The sequence below is a fragment of the Thiocystis violacea genome, from assembly GCF_016583575.1.
Taxonomy (GTDB): domain Bacteria; phylum Pseudomonadota; class Gammaproteobacteria; order Chromatiales; family Chromatiaceae; genus Thiocystis; species Thiocystis violacea.
In genome coordinates, this window is record NZ_NRRG01000024.1 from 57,971 (window position 1) to 72,540 (window position 14,570).

The following is a 14,570-nucleotide window of genomic DNA, read 5'->3' on the forward strand; positions in this document are numbered from 1 at the left end:
GACCGAGCCCATGAGCCAACCGAGAGGGTGCCGTTGCGATGAAGCCGGAACGAGAGAGCACGAGTGCCGATGATCGGTTCGTCCACGAGGGCGAACTGACCATCTACACCGCCACCGAGACCCTGGCGCGCTTGCGCGCCCATCTGGCCGCGCGCCAGGCCTGCGACCTGGATCTGTCGGGGGTGTCCGAGATGGACAGCGCCGGTTTGCAGCTCCTGCTCTGGGTCCGCCGCGTCGCGCAGGCGAGCGAGGCGCGTTTTCGCCTCGTCGCCTACAGTGACGCGGTGGCCGAGGTGCTCGGTCTGCTGCATCTGCGGATCCTGTTCGGTCTCGATTCCGCCCACTCGGCGGAAGGGGGCTCGGCATGAATCTGGATAGCGCCCGACAGGCGTTCATGGCCGAGGTCGCCGAGTTGCTCCAGTCGATGGAGGACGCCCTTCTGACGCTGGAGGAGGATCCCGAGGATCCGGAGTCCCTGAACGAAGTCTTCCGCGCCATGCACACCATCAAGGGCACCGGCGGGGTATTCGGCTACAACTCGGTCGTCGATTTCACCCACCAGGTCGAGACCCTGATGGATCAGGTGCGCTCCGGGCTGATTCCCTTGACCGGGCCGCTGATCGCCACCCTGTTCGAATGCCGCGACCACACCGCCCGGCTGGTCGACGCCATTGGGGACGAGACCGGCTCGGACGAGCCGCCGCTGGATCCCGAGCTGCGCGCGGCCGGGGAGGCGCTCCTGGCGCGGCTCGGTCAGCCGCCCGCCAGCGACGCCCCAGCCGGCTCCGAGGGCGTGGCGGATCCCAAGTTCCTGCCCGTCGCCAGCGACCTCTGGATGATCACCTTGAAATTCCATCGCGACTCCTTCCGCGATGGGATCGATCCGCTCTCCTTTCTGCGTTACCTGGGGTCGCTGGGCGATCTGGTGCATGTCGCGACCCTGCTCGATGCCGAGCCGACGGCCGACGACGCCTTCGACCCCGAGAGTTGCTATCTCTGTTTCGGCATCGCCTTTCGCAGCGAGGCCGACAAGCCCACCATCGCGGGCGTCTTCGAGTTCGCCGATCAGGACTGCGAGATCCGCATCCTGGAGCCGGATACGGCGCAGGCCAAGTATCTGGATCTGCTCGCGGCGGTGCCGGATGAGCAAGTCGGCTGGCTCGGCGATCTGCTGGTGCGCATCGGCGCCCTAACCTCGGGCGAACTCGCCCACGCCCTGAGGACGCAGGGAAGCGTGCTGGAGCCGGATCCGGACGCGGCGCCCGCCAAGGGCAAGCGGCGACTGGGCGAGATCCTGGTCGAACAGGGCTCGATCAAGCCCGCCGTGGTGGAGCAGGCGGTCAAGACCCAGGAGGCCGTGCGTGCCCGGCGTCAGGAGGAGACCCAGCATATCCGCGTGGATGCCCAGCGGCTCGGCCATCTGATCGATCTGGTCGGGGAACTGGTCACCAGCAGCGCGGCCATCCGCGTCATGGTCCAGCGCGCGGGCATCGAGGACATGAGCGATGTGGTCGACGGGGTCGACTATCTGGTCTCCGAGATCCGCGACAACGCCCTGCAACTGCGCATGGTGCCGATCGGCGATAGTCTCTCGCGCTTCCGCCGCGTGGTGCGCGACGCCAGCCAGGAATTGGGCAAGGAGATCGAGCTGGTCATCACCGGTGGCGAGACCGAACTCGACAAGACGGTGGTCGAGAAGATGACGGACCCGCTCACCCATCTGATCCGCAATTCCATCGACCACGGGATCGAGACCCCCGAGGTGCGACTGGGCCAGGGCAAGCGAGCCGGTGGAACCGTTCATATCAACGCCTACCACGACTCGGGTCACATCGTCATCGAGATCGCCGACGACGGCGCGGGTCTGGATGTCGCGCGCATCCGCGCCAAGGCCGAGGCGAAAGGTCTGGTCAAGCCCGAGGAGGTGCTGACCCAGGAGGAAACCCTGCGGCTCATCTTCGCGCCCGGACTCTCGACCAAGGAGCAGGCCACCAACCTCTCGGGGCGCGGCGTGGGTATGGACGTGGTGCGGCGCAATATCGAGGCGCTGCGCGGCACGGTCGAACTGGAGAGCCAGCTCGGCGTGGGCACCAAGGTCACCATCGTCCTGCCGTTAACGCTGGCCATCATCGACGGCTTCCTGGTCGGGGCCGGGCCGGACCAGTACGTGATCCCGCTCGCGCAGGTGGCCGAGTGCGTGGAGATGAGCGAGGCGGAGGCGGTGAAGCGCCATGGCGAGCGCTACATCAATCTGCGTGGCGAGGTTCTGCCCTTCATCCGGCTGATCGATCTGTTCGAGAGCGCCGGGCGGGATCGCGCGGGTCAGCGCGAGAGCCTGGTGGTGGTCCGCTTCGGTCACCACAAGGTCGGTTTGGTGGTGGACACCCTGCTCGGCGAGCTACAGACGGTCATCAAGCCGCTCGGCAAGCTGTTCGAGCGGCTGCGCGGGGTGGCGGGCGCGACCATTCTGGGGACGGGCGACATCGCCCTGATCCTGGATGTCGCTGAGTTGGCGGCCATCGCGGAAGGTGGCCGGGATATCGCGGACAAGCGTCGCGCCCACGCCTGATGGCGCTGAAACGACGTATCGATTGACGTATCGATTTAGGAGAGCCCAATGTTTCGTTCGATGACGATGGCCAAGAAACTGATTCTCGGTTTCGGCACTGTACTCGCCCTGCTGGTCGTGGTGGGCACGCTGTCCTATTTCACGATCGAGAGCGCCTCCACCGGCTTCGCCTCCTATCGCGAGAAGGCGGTTCGGGCCAACCGCATGGGCGAGATGCAGGCCAACATGCTGTTGGGGCGGATTCAGGTCAAGGATTTCATCCAGACCCACAGCGAGAAGGCCGAAAAGGCGTTCCAGGGGTATCTGCAAGCGACCGACGCCATCCTCAAGGAGGTCACCGCCCTGGTCCGCGACCCCGAGCGTTTGGCCAAGCTCAATGCCTCGAACACGAATATCGACGCCTATGCCAAGGGCTTCGAGCAGGTGGTCGCCTACACGCGCGAAAGCGACAAGCTCGACAACGAGGTGCTGGCCGTCACCGGCCGCGAGATCGAACAGCGTCTGAACAGGATCCTGGAGAGCGCCAATCAGTCCGGGGATGCCGAGGCCGTTCTGAAGTCCGCTCGGGGAATGCGCAACCTCCTGCTGGCGCGCCTCTACGTGCGCCGCTTCATTGGCGACAACGACCAGAAGAATGCCGATCGGGTCGCTCAGGAATGGGCCGAGCTCGACAAACAGATGGGCGAGATGGCCGCCACCATCCAGGATCCCCAGCGCCGCGCCTGGCTAGACGAGGTGATGCGCTACAAGGCCGAGTACAAGACCGCCTTCGAGCGCCTAGTGCAGGCGATCAAGGAGCGCAATCAGATCGTTACCGGCACGCTCGATATCCTTGGACCCAAGTTCGCCGCCGATATCGACGAGGTCAAGTTGTCCTATAAGCAGGAGCAGGACGTCCTCGGACCTCAGGTCCAGGCATCCAACGACCGGGCCATCCTGGTGATCTCGGTCCTGTCCCTCATCGCCCTGCTGCTTGGAATCGGTATCGCCTGGCTGATCATTCGCGCCGTCATGGCCCAGTTGGGCAAGGATCCGGGCGTGATCGCCGAGGTAACCCGCAAGGTCGCGGTCGGCGACCTGGCGATCGAGTTCGACCAGACCAACATGCGCGGCGTTTACAAGGACATGCACGGCATGGTCGAGCGCCTGCGTCAGATCGTCGGCGAGGTGCGAGTCGGCGCCGATAATCTCTCCTCGGCCTCCAGCGAGGTCAGTTCCACCGCCCAGGCGCTGAGTCAGGGCGCGACCGAGCAGGCGGCGAGCGTGGAGGAGACCACGGCGAGTATCGAGCAGCTCAACGCCTCGGTGCAGCAGAACACCGAGAACGCGCGCGTCACCAACGGCATCGCCAAGAGTTCGGCGGAGGAGGCGCGACGCGGTGGCGAGGCGGTCAAGCGCACGGTCGCGGCCATGAAGGAGATCGCCAGCAAGATCGGTCTGATCGAGGACATCGCCTACAAGACCAACCTGCTCGCGCTCAATGCCGCGATCGAGGCGGCGCGCGCCGGCGAGCACGGCAAGGGTTTCACGGTGGTCGCGGCCGAGGTGCGCAAGCTCGCCGAGAACAGTGGCGTGACCGCCCAGGAGATCAACCATCTGGCGACCAGCAGCGTCTCGATCGCCGAGGAGGCCGGCAAGCTCCTGGAGCAGATGGTGCCCAACATCGTCAAGACCGCCGATCTGGTCGAGGAGATCACCGCCGCCTCGGGCGAGCAGGCGGCCGGCATCAGTCAGATCAACGAGGCCATGAGCCAGTTGGACAAGGCCACCCAGCAGAACGCCTCCTCCTCGGAGGAGCTGGCGGCCACGGCCGAGGAACTCAGCGGTCAGGCGAGCCAGTTGCAGGAGACCATGTCCTTCTTCCGCACCGGCGCCGGTCGCTCCTCGACCAAGACGCGGGCGCCGGCCGCGCGCCAGGGCGCTCGGGCAACCGAGGACTTCGCCCAGTCCACGGTCGATCTGGACGATTTTTCGCGGAAGGACTTCGAACGTTTCTGAGCGGAGGTGGGAGATGGGAGAACTGGTGTTGAGCAACAGATCGACCGCATCCAGCCACGCGGAAAGCGACGGTGAGGTGACCCAATACCTCACCTTCTCGGTCGCGGAGGAGCGACTGGCCATGTCGATCGACGCGGTCAAGGAGATCATCGAGACCCCCGTGGTGACGCGCGTTCCCATGACCCCCGACTACATTCGGGGCGTCATCAATCTGCGTGGCAACGTGGTTCCGGTGATCGACCTGGGCGCGCGCCTAGGGCGTGGACCCATTACCCTGACCAAGCGCAGTTGCGTGGTCCTGGTGGAGGTGCGGGTGGGGCAGGATGGCCATGTGCTCGGGATGCTGGTCGACGAGGTCAGGAACATCCTCGAGATCCCGTTCGAGGACATCAAGCCCCCGCCGGAGTTCGGCTCCGAGATCCGCACCGATTTCATCGAGGCGATGGGACGGGTGGATGATGTCTTCGTGATCATTCTGAGCGTCGATCATGTCCTGTCCATGCAGGAACTGGCGGCGCTGCGGAAACTGAGCCAGGAGGCGGCCCCGAGCGGCACGGATGTCGAACCCTAGGCCATCGGCCATGCCGTCACGGATGGTCGGCGAAACCGAACGCGCCCCCGATGTCGTGCCCCTCATGGATCGCGACTTCGAGCGCTTTCGACGCTTCATCCACGAACGGGCCGGGATCAGTCTGGCGCCGCACAAGCGCCAGATGGTCAGCGCGCGCTTGCAGCGGCGTCTGCGCCATCTTGGACTGCGCAGTTTCGACGCCTATCTCGACCGGATCTTCGAGTCGGATCAGGACCAGGAGCGTCAGCATCTGGTCGATCTGCTGACGACCAACGAGACCTATTTCTATCGTGAGCCGGCCCATTTCGAGTATCTGCGCGAGCGGGTGCTGCCGGACTATCGTGGACGCGCCATGCGGGTCTGGAGCGCGGCCTGTTCCTCGGGTGAGGAGGTCTATACGCTCGCCATGGTGCTGGCCGAGGGTCTGGGTCAGGGCGATTGGCGGATCCTGGGAACCGATATCAGCTCGCGCGTGCTGGAACAGGCGCGCCAGGCGCTCTACCCGCTGGAGCGGGCCAGGCACCTGCCGCGCGATTGGCTGGAGCGTTACTGTCTCAAGGGCGTGCGCGCTCAGACGGGCAATCTGCTGATCGATCCCCGGCTCAAGGCGCGTGTGCGTCTGGAGCCGCATAATCTCCTGGGGCCACTGGCGCGTGGGGAGACCTTCGATATCGTCTTTCTGCGCAACGTGCTCATCTATTTCGATCCCCCGACCAAGCAGCGGGTGATCGAGCATCTGGCGCGCGCGCTCCAGCCCGGCGGTCTGCTGTTCATCAGCCACGTCGAGTCGCTGCATGGCCTCGACAGCCCGCTGGAGTTGCTCCAGCCGTCGATTTTTCGCAAGCCGCGTTGACCATCGGACGCCGCCCGCGTGCCCGTGCCAAGCCAGTCCGCCCCATCCAAAGCGGTCAAGCGACACCTCGTGCGGCCCGGCGAGCACTATGTCACGCGCGAGCCCATGATACTGACGACGCTGCTCGGATCCTGCGTTTCGGTCTGTCTGTTCGACCCCGTGGCTCGTCTGATGGGGATGAATCATTTTCTACTGCCGATGCGCAACCCCGTGGGACGCGAGTCCGTGCTGGCTTCCGACGCCGGACGCTATGGTCTCTGGGCCATGGAACTGTTGATCAACGATCTGCTCAAGCTGGGGGCCGCGCGCGATCGCCTGCGGGCCAAGGCGTTCGGCGGCGGTAATGTGCTCCAGGGATGGACCGACAAGCCGCTCGATCGCCTGGCCATCGGCACGGCCAACGTCCAGTTCGTCCGACGCTTCCTCGACAATGATGGGATTCCGCTGATCGCGCATGATCTCGGAGGGATCAACGGACGCCAGATCCATTTCTACGGGGGCGATTTCTCGGTCTATCTGCGACGGATTCCGCGCACCAACGCGGAGCGGATCCTGACGGAAGAGCGGCGGTACCTCCAGGAGGCCATGGTGGCCAAGCAGCGGAGCGTTCCAACCGATTTTTTCTGAGAGTCCACCAAGGCCGCTAGTCTCCAGCGTGGGGCCGGGGGAGCGGGGGACGAGCCAGGTCACGGAGGTACGATCATTGACGATCTCGCATAACCCACGACGATGGCCGCGCGACCGGCGCCTGGCCTCATGGTTCTCGACCTCGCGCGAGGGCGAGCGCCCATGAACACGGTCAATGTGCTCATCGTCGACGATTCGGCGGTCGTGCGTCAGGTGCTCACGGAGCAGCTCGACGGGATCAACGGCATCAAGGTCATGGGGTCGGCCCGTGATCCAATCTTCGCCCGGAAGCTGATGGAGAAGCAGTGGCCCGATGTCATCGTCCTGGACATCGAGATGCCGCGCATGGATGGGATCACCTTTCTGCGCCAACTGATGAAGGAGCGGCCGACACCGGTCATCATCTGCTCGACCCTGACCGAGAAGGGCGCCGAGGTCACCATGCAGGCGATGAGCGCGGGCGCGGTCGATATCATCGCCAAGCCCAAGGTCGGGTTGAAGCAATTCCTGGAGGAATCCAGGATGCTCCTCGGCGACGCCATCAAGGCCGCGAGTCACGCCCGCATGGAGCGGGTCGCCGCGGGCGGGCGGGCCTCGGCGCTCGCGGCTCCGACCAGGAAACTCTCCGCCGACGCGGTGCTGGCCGAGCCGCTTCACAAGCCACTCGCCGCCACGACCGAGCGCGTGGTGGCCATCGGAACCTCGACCGGCGGCACCCAGGCGCTCGAATACGTTCTGACCCGGCTGCCGCGCACCGCCCCCGGTATCGTCGTGGTCCAGCACATGCCGGGCCAGTTCACGGCGGCCTTCGCCGCGCGTCTCGACCAGCTCAGCGAGATCGAGGTGCGCGAGGCGCGCGATGGCGACCGGGTGATTCCCGGCCTGGCTCTGATCGCCCCAGGCACGGACCATCTGCTGCTGCGACGCAGTGGCGCCCAGTACCGGGTCGAGGTCAAGAACGGTCCGCTGGTCAGCCGTCACCGGCCCTCGGTGGACGTTCTGTTCCGCTCGACCGCCCAGTCCGCCGGTCCCAACGCGGTCGGCATCATCATGACCGGGATGGGTGACGACGGGGCGCGCGGGATGCTCGAAATGCACGAGGCGGGCGCCTTGACGGTGGCCCAGGACGAGCTGACCTGTATCGTCTATGGCATGCCCAAGGAGGCGGTCAAGCTCGGTGGCGTGGATGCCGTGGTGGGACTGCCGCGGATTCCCGGTATCGTCATCCAGGCCCCGACACGTCTGGCTTACATGCGCGCGGCGGGTGGTTGAGCCGAGAAGGGATCCGCAAGACCCTGCTGCGTCGCGGAGGGCTACAAGGCCGGGGGCTATCGAGTCCGGATCGGGAGGCGGCAACCAGGTTGCCGCCTCACTCGTGGTCACACCTTGAAGTGCCCGACCAGTTCCTGAAGCTCGGCGGCGAGCGCCGCGAGTTGCTCGGAGGCTTCCGTGGTCTGACGCGCGGCCTGGGCGTTGCCTTCCGCCGCGTCCGAGATGCTGGTGACGTTGCGGTTCATTTCCTCGGCGACGGCGCTCTGCTCCTCGGCCGAGCTGGCGACCTGAGTATTGACGTCGTTGAGGGTGGTGACGGCCAACGCGATGGCGTCGAGCGAGTGTTCCGCCTCGACGGCTCGGCTACGGCTGTCCTCGGCATGCCGCTGGCTCTCTTCCATCACGGTCACGGCGCGGCGGCTGGCCTGCTGGAGCCGCTCGATCATGGCCTGGATCTCCTGGGTCGAGGTCTGGGTCCGGTTCGCCAGTGAACGCACCTCGTCGGCCACCACCGCGAATCCGCGTCCCGCCTCGCCCGCGCGCGCCGCCTCGATGGCGGCGTTGAGCGCCAGCAGATTGGTCTGCTCGGCGATGCCTCGGATCACATCCAGAACCTTGCCTATTTCCTGACTGTCCTTGCCCAACTCGCGGATGACCTCGGAGGCTTTCCCGACCTCCTGGGCGAGCTGCTCGATCCGCGACATGGTGCCGTAGACCACGTCCTTGCCAGAGACCGCCGCCTCCTGGGCGGCATGGGTGGCATCCGCGCCGTGCTGCGCGCTGCGGGCCACTTCCTGGGCGGTCGCGCTCATCTGATTCATGGCGGAGGCGAGCTGGTCGACCTCGTTGCGTTGCTGCGCGATGCCGGCGTTGGTCTGCTCGGTGGCGCTGGCCAGATTCTGGGCCGCCTGGGTGAGTTGCGTGGTGGAGTAAAGGATGCGCGAGATGAGACCGCGGAAGTTGTCCATCATGGCATTGAACGCGGTGCAGGCCTGTCCGATCTCGTCACGGCCGTTGGCCGCCAGGCTACAGGTCAGATCGCCATCGCCATGGGCGATGCCTTCCAGCCCCTGGGTCATCTGCCGCAATGGGCGCGTGACGAAGCGGCTCGCGAAGAAATAGAGGAACAGCAGCACGGGGAGGCTCAGGATGGCCGCCATGGAGAAGATCTTGATCGCGAACCAGCGAACATCCGCGTTCACGTCGTCGAGATTGATCCGCATGCTGACCGCCCCGAGGACGCCATCCTTGGGCGCCAGCGCGTGACAGGAGGTGCAGTTCTTGCCGAGATAGTTCTCGCGGGCGAAGGCCGGCGCGATCGCGCGCAGGGTGCGGCCGTCGTCGGAGAGTGCCAGATAGGACTCGCCCGACTCCAGGACCTTGCGTTCGATGGCGTCGCGCGGGGCCTCGTGGTCGGTTCCGGGGCCGAACTGCTTGGTGACGTTCTCGCCCCGCAGGACGCGCAGATCCTCGACGTTCTTGAGTTCAATGATCTGATCCAGGAAGGCGGCGCGCTGGTTGATGGTGCCCGTGATCATCATGGTGGTGAGTCCGGCCAGGGTCATCTCGTGCAGCGTGCTGGTGAAGGACTCGGCCTGACGAATGGCCGTCTGACGCTGCTCATCCGCCGCCCAGAGGATGAGGCCGGTCCAGGCCGGCAACAGGATGAGCCACATGGCTCCAACCAGGCGTACCCAGATCGGGAAGTCATTGATTCGTCGCATGGCGATTCTCGCGTATCGTTGTTGTGTTGCGGTTAAAGCGAGCCTCTGTCGCGGATCGCGCGAGGGTGTCTGGCGTCCATTCGCGCGGATTCCTCAAGGCATGTTCCGATGGGGCGCGCCGCGCTGGGGCGATCGATCGGATTGGCCGGTCCACTCCCGAGGCGCGTGGCGCGCGATCGGCTCCGGTCCACTGGCTCTCTCGTGCTCATTCATCGGGCGCGGCTTGGACGGGGTTCTCGAACAGCACCCGATTATCGGCGCCTGTCTCTCCGCGCATCTGTGAATAAAGTTCCATTACCTGGGTCCAGTCCAGCTCCGGAAAGCATTTTCGCGCCTCCTGGAGCTTGTCCCCAAGCATTGTCTCGGACTTTTCGGCGACGATCGAGGCGTGTCGCCCGATGCCTTCCTCGCGGATGAAAAGACAGCCATCCATGAGATCGGCGAGCTTGACGATGTAGGCCAGGGCCGAGCCCTGGAGCGCCGCCTTGCGTGCGACGATGTCGGGGGCGATCTCGTGCTCGATGCGGGCGAGCGGATCCTGATCGCCCGCGATCTCGGCGATCCGGCGTTTGAGCGGGGAGGGCAGATCGCCCATCAGCAATTCGGGCGTGTCGTGGGTCAGGGCGTACTCGAGGACGAGCAGTCGGGTTTCGGCCGAGACCGCCTCGCCAAGGAGACGCCCCATGAGCTCGCGGGCGATCATGGCCACCAGATAATGATGCTCGGCGAGGGTCTGGCCGCGCGCGCAACGGACCGAATGCCAGCGGGTGACATGTCCGGAGCGCGCGATATCCTGCATGTTGAGTCTCGGATCCTTCATACTGACCTCCCGTTAACGGCTGGACGGTCGAAAACTTCAGCGTCTTGAACCCCCTCGGCGCGGGGTGTAGCATCCGTGCCCCCTTCCACCGAGTTGCTTGAATCCAAAACCGAAGTCATGCCCCTTGATCCCGATTGCCTGGTCCGGCTCAAGCTGCGGCAGGAGCCCTTCGACGCCGTCCCGAGCGAGGACTTTCTCTACAGCGATCCCCTGCTGGAAAGCCTGATCGAGACGGCGGCGCGGGCGCTGGCCGCGTCGGGGGCCATCGTCATCCTGGCCGGCGCGGACGGCTCGGGACGCAGCATCCAGTTGATGCGTCTGCTCGGGGCGCTCAATGGGCGCTACGAGCTGATCGCCTTCCGGGGTCGGCCGAACATACCCTTTGATGCCGTCGACGTCACCATCCGCGCCCATCTGCGCGCCGGTGGCTTCGACAATCCCAATCAATCGGTGACCGATCTGCTGGTCGAGCGCGCCAGGGCGCGAGCGAAACTGGTGCTCGCCATCGACGACGCCCATTTCCTCGGCTCCGACAGCATCCTCCAACTGCTGCGGATGCGCTCGGCGATCCTCGAGGCGGGAGGGCAGGGGCTAAGGCTCGTGCTGGTGGGCGATCAGACCCTCAACCGCGGTCGTCTGCCGCTGCCCGACCCGAGCGATGACAATCAGGTCGTGCGTCTGAATCTCCGCCCCTTCAACCTGGAGCAGTCGGGGGCCTATCTGCGCCATCGGCTGCGGGTCGCGGGTCTCGATGATCCGGACGCCTTGCTGACGTCGGGCGATATCGCCGTGCTGCAAACGAGCAGCAAGGGTATTCCGGCGGTGCTCAATCTTCAGGCCAATGCCTGGCTGACGCGCCGCTGCAAGAGCACGGGCGGATTCAACCGGACCCTGACCGGCAAGCTCGTCGCTCCGGCGGTAAAGACCGGCGCCGGTGTGTCGCGGCCAGCCGCGCCCGTGGCGGAACCGCCGCCACTCGATGACGAGCCTGGCTACGAGCCACCCGAGGGCATCCTGGACCTGGAGGCGGATACCTATCAGCCGTCCGGTTACGCGCCGGCCGATCCTCAGCTCTCGGACTTTCTGGTCGCGGACGGGGAGCGCTCGGAAGCGGCCGATTTCGACCGGATTCTCCAGCGCGTCCGGGAGCATCAGCAGGGGCAGGGTGTCGAGCCCGAGTCCAAGGCCGCCACCAGGACGGAGATCCAGTCCAACGCGCCCAAGGCTCCATACTGGAGCCGGCCCTGGTTCATCCCGGTGCTGCTTGGCGTGGTTCTGATCGCCACCCTCATGCCCGTGGCCTTTCGGTTCATCGGTCAATCCGAGACGCCTCCGCGACTGGCTCCGGCCTTGCCGGAGCCGACCCCCGCCATCCCGCTGGAGACCAGCCCGGAAGCGCCATTGCCGATCGAGCAGACCCCCGTGCCGAGCGGATCCGAATCCGTCGAGAACGCGATGGTGGAGGAGGCCGATGGCGCGCCGGCGAGCGCTGCCACGCCGGATGAGGGTACTGGCCAGGAGGTGCCCGCGGAGGTCGACGGCGAGGTGTCCGCCGACCCGGTGACGCCGGTCGCCCCGACAGCGCCCGAGAGCACGACCGATCTCAAGGAGGATCTGGACTGGCTGATGCGTCAGGATCCGGAACGTTTCACCCTTCAGTTGGTGGCCGCCCGAGATCTGGCGACCGCGCGAACCTTCATCGAGCCGCACGGCCTGGAGGGAATCCATTACATCCAGACGCGCCGCTATGTGATCGCCGTGTTCGGGAGCTTCCCGAGCCGGGCGCAGGCCACGCGCGTTCTGCCCGACCTGCCCAATGCCGTGCGCGAGAACGGTCCCTGGATTCGTACCATCGGCTCCATCCGGGAGACGCTGCTCTGACACTCTCTATGGGCGATTTCCGGCCTGTTGCCTCGACCGGCAAGACAAGTCCGCGAGCCGGACATCTTGGTTACCAGCCTTCGTTTGGCCTTTTCCGAGTAGCGAGGCGGATTGCATGTTGGATATGGAAGGTATCCAATCACAGCCGTCGGGATTGTCCGACCGCAACCCTTGCGCTGATCAACCCTCATTGAAGGAAGCCACGATGAATCGTTTCGTTCTCTTGTCCGCCCTGGTCTTACCCCTGACGTTCGCCGTCGCGCCGGCTCATGCCGTGGTGTATTGCAAGACCGTCGGTGTCCCGAAGGGGTGCGTGGTGCGCCCGGCGGTGCCTGTCGCCCCAGCCGCGCGAGCCGTGCTGGCCCCGAAGCCGGGTAACTGGAATGGCGGCGTGAATCGCCCCGGTATCCGTCGCTAAGAGACGGCCTAATTAAAAGGGCTGGCCGACGGCTGTACCTGGGTGAGGTGCGTATGACATTCACCCTCCGGGTGAATGTCATCCTCGAAACAAGTATTTGAAATAATTTACGTTCTTTGTGGTTCAACGGCTTTTCCAGGATCAACGCGCCTGAGAGACTTTCGACATGACGGACTCGCTACACCCGGCCGCGACGCACCACCTGCCCCCCTTCGTTACGGCGCCTGGGGAGACCGACGTGCTGTTCGTGGTGATGGGCTTTTTCGTGCTGCTGGCCGTCATCGGCATCGGCCTCTTCTACTTCAAGCTCCATGCGCTGCCGGAGCAGATGGCGCATCGCGGCCAGAAGATCCAGTTCGAGCTGGTCGCGGTACTGGCGCTGCTGGCGCTCTTCACCCACAACCACGCCTTCTGGATCGCCGGACTGCTGCTCGCCCTCATCCCGTTGCCCGACTTCACGACGCCGCTTTTATCGATCGCCCGTTCGCTTGAACGGATCGCCACGAACGGCGAACCCGCCGCTCCGGCGCCACCACCGGCACAGGCCGCGACACCACCGCCGGCCGCCGCTCCGGCGCCCGAGCACCGGGAGGCGTGAGCGATGCTGGAACTCTTCCTTTGTTCGATGCTCACCATCCTGCCGGACTACCTCTTTCGCCGCTTCGCCCAGGGCAAGCGGCTGGGTCACGAGATCACGCTGTTCTCGGTCTGGTTCGAGCTGCGCTGGGGCATCACCCTCTGTGTGATCCTGACCCTGAGCCTGATCACCACGATCTTCTATTTCCATCCCTCGACCAAGACCGCGACCTCGGTCTTTCGCACCGTCACCATCCTGCCGGAGACCTCGGGCCGGGTCGCCGAGACCTTCGTCGACATCAACCAGCGGGTCGCGGCGGGGCAGCCGCTGTTCCGGCTCGACAGCACCGCGCAGGAGGCGGCGGTCGAGACCGCGCGTCGCCAGATCGCCGAGATCGAGGCCGCCATGGTCGTGGCCAAGTCTCAGTTGGCGGAGTCGGACGGTCGCCTCGTCCAGGCGCGCGGAATGCTTCAGCAGGCCGTCGACGAGTTCAAGGCGCGCACCGAGGTGCAGAAACGCAGTCCCGGCTCGGTCGCCGCGCGCGACGTCGATCGGGCGCGGGTGCAGGTCGACAGCCAGCAGGGCGCGCTCGACGCCGCCCTGGCGAGCCGCGAGGCGATCGTGTCGGAAATGGATTTCAAGCTTCCGGCCCAGAAGGCGAGCGCCGAGGCCGCGCTTCACGAGGCCGAGGTGGAGCGGAAGAAGACCCTGGTGGTGGCCGGGACCGACGGGCTGGTGCAGCAGTTCTCGCTGCGCCCCGGCGATGTGGTCAACCCCATGCTGCGACCCGCCGGGATCCTGGTGCCGGAGCGCCGGGTCACGGGTCTGATGGCCGGTTTCGGGCAGATCGAGGCGCAGGTACTGAAGGTGGGCATGATCGGCGAGGTCACCTGCATCGCCAAGCCCTGGGCCATCGTGCCGATGGTGGTGACCGAGGTGCAGAACGTCATCGCCTCCGGTCAGGTGCGACCGACCGATCAGTTGGTCGATCTCCAGCAGTTCGCGCGTCCCGGCACCCTCACGGTCCTCCTGGAGCCGCTCTACCCCGGCCAGCTCGACGACCTGCCCCAGGGCGGCCACTGCATCGCCAACGCCTACACCAACAACCACGAGGCGCTCGCGGACCCCGAGACCGGTTTCTGGCGCCGCTTCGGGCTGCATGCCATCGACACGGTCGGCCTGGTGCATGCCATGATCCTGCGCATCCAGGCCCTGCTGCTGCCAATCCAGACCCTGGTCCTGGGCGGGCATTGAGGCGGC

General features: G+C 65.7%; 13 protein-coding genes. 11 read left to right on the forward strand and 2 right to left on the reverse strand.

All coding sequences use genetic code 11. The features are described 5' to 3' along the window. The first annotated feature begins 38 nt into the window (after window positions 1–38). The 7 genes from CKO27_RS12790 (at window position 39) to CKO27_RS12820 (ending at window position 7,890) form a co-directional block, all read left to right on the forward strand. Window positions 39–368 (forward strand): STAS domain-containing protein, encoded by a 330-nt coding sequence (locus CKO27_RS12790; protein WP_200375284.1) that lies wholly within the window; start codon window positions 39–41, stop codon window positions 366–368. Then, on the forward strand, window positions 365–2,569 hold the full coding sequence (locus CKO27_RS12795; RefSeq protein WP_200375285.1) for a chemotaxis protein CheA: 2,205 nt from the start codon (window positions 365–367) through the stop codon (window positions 2,567–2,569). The genes CKO27_RS12790 and CKO27_RS12795 overlap by 4 nt, the downstream gene beginning before the upstream one ends. 48 nt (window positions 2,570–2,617) lie before the next feature. Continuing rightward, on the forward strand, window positions 2,618–4,567 hold the full coding sequence (locus tag CKO27_RS12800) for a HAMP domain-containing methyl-accepting chemotaxis protein (protein ID WP_200375286.1): 1,950 nt from the start codon (window positions 2,618–2,620) through the stop codon (window positions 4,565–4,567). A 25-nt stretch (window positions 4,568–4,592) separates the two neighbouring features. Beyond that, window positions 4,593–5,138 carry a chemotaxis protein CheW gene (locus CKO27_RS12805; RefSeq protein ID WP_338116021.1) on the forward strand — a complete coding sequence of 182 codons (546 nt, stop codon included), beginning with the start codon at window positions 4,593–4,595 and terminating at the stop codon, window positions 5,136–5,138. Window positions 5,139–5,148: 10 nt separating this feature from the next. Beyond that, window positions 5,149–5,991, forward strand: coding sequence for a CheR family methyltransferase (locus CKO27_RS12810; protein WP_242470895.1), 843 nt, complete (start codon window positions 5,149–5,151; stop codon window positions 5,989–5,991). 18 nt (window positions 5,992–6,009) lie between these two features. Continuing rightward, window positions 6,010–6,618, forward strand: a complete 609-nt coding sequence (locus tag CKO27_RS12815) for a chemotaxis protein CheD (protein WP_338116020.1) — start codon at window positions 6,010–6,012, stop codon at window positions 6,616–6,618. Between the two features lie 162 nt (window positions 6,619–6,780). Then, window positions 6,781–7,890 carry a protein-glutamate methylesterase/protein-glutamine glutaminase gene (locus CKO27_RS12820; RefSeq protein ID WP_200375289.1) on the forward strand — a complete coding sequence of 370 codons (1,110 nt, stop codon included), beginning with the start codon at window positions 6,781–6,783 and terminating at the stop codon, window positions 7,888–7,890. A gap of 107 nt (window positions 7,891–7,997) precedes the next feature. On the opposite strand, the gene CKO27_RS12825 is transcribed toward CKO27_RS12820, so the two are convergent. Together CKO27_RS12825 and CKO27_RS12830 are read right to left on the reverse strand one after the other, a co-directional pair. Next, on the reverse strand, window positions 7,998–9,614 hold the full coding sequence (locus CKO27_RS12825; protein WP_200375290.1) for a methyl-accepting chemotaxis protein: 1,617 nt from the start codon (window positions 9,612–9,614) through the stop codon (window positions 7,998–8,000). A 205-nt stretch (window positions 9,615–9,819) separates the two neighbouring features. Continuing rightward, window positions 9,820–10,434: a YfbR-like 5'-deoxynucleotidase gene (locus CKO27_RS12830; protein ID WP_200375291.1), complete on the reverse strand. Its 615-nt coding sequence runs from the start codon at window positions 10,432–10,434 to the stop codon at window positions 9,820–9,822. A 117-nt stretch (window positions 10,435–10,551) separates the two neighbouring features. On the opposite strand from CKO27_RS12830, the gene CKO27_RS12835 reads away from it, so the two are divergent. From CKO27_RS12835 to CKO27_RS12850, 4 genes are all read left to right on the forward strand, one after another. Continuing rightward, on the forward strand, window positions 10,552–12,315 hold the full coding sequence (locus CKO27_RS12835) for an AAA family ATPase (RefSeq protein WP_200375292.1): 1,764 nt from the start codon (window positions 10,552–10,554) through the stop codon (window positions 12,313–12,315). A 205-nt stretch (window positions 12,316–12,520) separates the two neighbouring features. Beyond that, window positions 12,521–12,733, forward strand: a complete 213-nt coding sequence (locus CKO27_RS12840; protein ID WP_200375293.1) for a hypothetical protein — start codon at window positions 12,521–12,523, stop codon at window positions 12,731–12,733. A 166-nt stretch (window positions 12,734–12,899) separates the two neighbouring features. After that, window positions 12,900–13,331 (forward strand): hypothetical protein, encoded by a 432-nt coding sequence (locus CKO27_RS12845; protein WP_200375294.1) that lies wholly within the window; start codon window positions 12,900–12,902, stop codon window positions 13,329–13,331. A gap of 3 nt (window positions 13,332–13,334) precedes the next feature. Next, complete coding sequence (locus CKO27_RS12850; RefSeq protein WP_200375295.1) at window positions 13,335–14,564, forward strand: HlyD family secretion protein; 1,230 nt, start codon at window positions 13,335–13,337, stop codon at window positions 14,562–14,564. Window positions 14,565–14,570: the final 6 nt, after the last annotated feature.

What these genes read in the sequence shown, in the direction of transcription:
- CKO27_RS12840 (WP_200375293.1), top strand. Translation starts at nt 12,521, where the DNA reads ATGAATCGTTTCGTTCTCTTGTCCGCCCTGGTCTTACCCCTGACGTTC.
- CKO27_RS12845 (WP_200375294.1), top strand. Translation starts at nt 12,900, where the DNA reads ATGACGGACTCGCTACACCCGGCCGCGACGCACCACCTGCCCCCCTTC.
- CKO27_RS12810 (WP_242470895.1), top strand. Translation starts at nt 5,149, where the DNA reads ATGCCGTCACGGATGGTCGGCGAAACCGAACGCGCCCCCGATGTCGTG.
- CKO27_RS12800 (WP_200375286.1), top strand. Translation starts at nt 2,618, where the DNA reads ATGTTTCGTTCGATGACGATGGCCAAGAAACTGATTCTCGGTTTCGGC.
- CKO27_RS12825 (WP_200375290.1), bottom strand. Translation starts at nt 9,614, where the DNA reads ATGCGACGAATCAATGACTTCCCGATCTGGGTACGCCTGGTTGGAGCC.
- CKO27_RS12795 (WP_200375285.1), top strand. Translation starts at nt 365, where the DNA reads ATGAATCTGGATAGCGCCCGACAGGCGTTCATGGCCGAGGTCGCCGAG.
- CKO27_RS12835 (WP_200375292.1), top strand. Translation starts at nt 10,552, where the DNA reads ATGCCCCTTGATCCCGATTGCCTGGTCCGGCTCAAGCTGCGGCAGGAG.
- CKO27_RS12850 (WP_200375295.1), top strand. Translation starts at nt 13,335, where the DNA reads ATGCTGGAACTCTTCCTTTGTTCGATGCTCACCATCCTGCCGGACTAC.
- CKO27_RS12820 (WP_200375289.1), top strand. Translation starts at nt 6,781, where the DNA reads ATGAACACGGTCAATGTGCTCATCGTCGACGATTCGGCGGTCGTGCGT.
- CKO27_RS12830 (WP_200375291.1), bottom strand. Translation starts at nt 10,434, where the DNA reads ATGAAGGATCCGAGACTCAACATGCAGGATATCGCGCGCTCCGGACAT.
- CKO27_RS12790 (WP_200375284.1), top strand. Translation starts at nt 39, where the DNA reads ATGAAGCCGGAACGAGAGAGCACGAGTGCCGATGATCGGTTCGTCCAC.